Below are 1,332 nucleotides of genomic sequence, written 5' to 3' on the forward strand. Positions count from 1 at the left end.
GTAACAGCGGTAGTCGGTCTTTTACGTCTGCCCATGCGTTTGGATCGCCACCTTGTGCCTTGGTTAGTCGACGCGCGTCCATCATGTGGCCATAACCAATATTGTACGATGCCAATGCAAACCAAATTTTTTCATGTTCGTTAATCGTATCAGGTACGCGAGCGACAATGCGACGCAGGTATTCCACACCACCACGAACAGATTGCTCTGGGTTTAGACGATCGGTTACACCAACACTTTTCGCAGTTGGTAAAGTCAGCATCATCATGCCACGAACACCCGTAGGCGATTTTGCTTTTGGTTTCCAATGAGATTCTTGGTAGGCCAAAGCCGCGATTAAACGCCAATCAAACTCTTCGCTGTATTTTTGGAACAGCGGGGCCCATCTCGGCAACTTATCATCAAGAGCACGAATAAAGGCACGCGTGTCCACGTAGTCAAACGCTTCAATATGGCCAATGTACTTCTCTTCAAGAGAAGCTAGCTCGCCAGATTGTTTGATATTGCCGAAAAACTCAATCAGCATCGCATACAAGCTCTCATCCTCTGAGCGGCGAGTAAACCATGATACTGGTTGATCTTCGGTGAGCTCAAAAGCAAGTGCTAAATCTGGATACAGGCGTTGCGCGAGAGACAGCTCTACGGAATCAGTGACGGTGAAACGCAGTTCTCCAGTCGATACATGTTTCAGTAAATCGCGAGTGTCAGCATCGCCCACGATTTCAAACTGCAATTCAGGATACTGCTTTTTCAATGCCGTCAGTGTCGGAACATATTGAGACTGTTCGACAATTTTCAATGTTTGCGCGCCAGCATTCACGTCTTCTTCTGATTGACTGTCTTTGGATGCTTGATACTCGATAAGCTGCTCAATATCACGAGGACGAAGCTGGCCCTTTTTGTAGACCACTTGCTGGCTTACATAATAATAAGCAGGGCCAGGTCTAAAACGTTTGACGGCTTGTGAGGTTTGATTAAGCCCCGTAGCAATAATATCGATGTCGCCCTTCTTTAAGGCAGGGAAAAGGTCGGCTTGTCTGAAAGCGGGTTTGATTTCTAGCTTTACGCCCAACTCTTCTGCAAATTTACGCGCCAGCTCATAATCCAAACCCGCAGGGCCATCAGGACCAATGTAGTACGAGAGTTGGTTGTTGAGCGTGCCAACGCGTAGCACTCCGCGCTCTTGGATTTTCTCGAATTCACTTTTCGGCTGCGACTCAATTTGGCAGGCAGAAAGTAGTAGCACAGAAGCAAAAAGTAGGACGCTGCGCTTGAGTCGGTTGAAGTGGCGTATTTGCATTGATCGGTACATCTCAGAAAATTTCTAGTGGT

The 1,332-nt window shown here is 47.4% G+C and carries 1 protein-coding gene; it reads right to left on the bottom strand.

Annotated elements, in window-relative coordinates:
• The coding region (gene mltF, locus R7P35_RS24640; protein WP_318092977.1) for a membrane-bound lytic murein transglycosylase MltF at positions 1-1,300 on the bottom strand (1,300 nt) is incomplete at its 3' end.
• Positions 1,301-1,332: the final 32 nt, after the last annotated feature.

It is taken from the genome of Vibrio sp. Vb0304 (genome assembly GCF_033338995.1).
GTDB classification, from domain to species: Bacteria; Pseudomonadota; Gammaproteobacteria; order Enterobacterales; family Vibrionaceae; genus Vibrio; species Vibrio alginolyticus.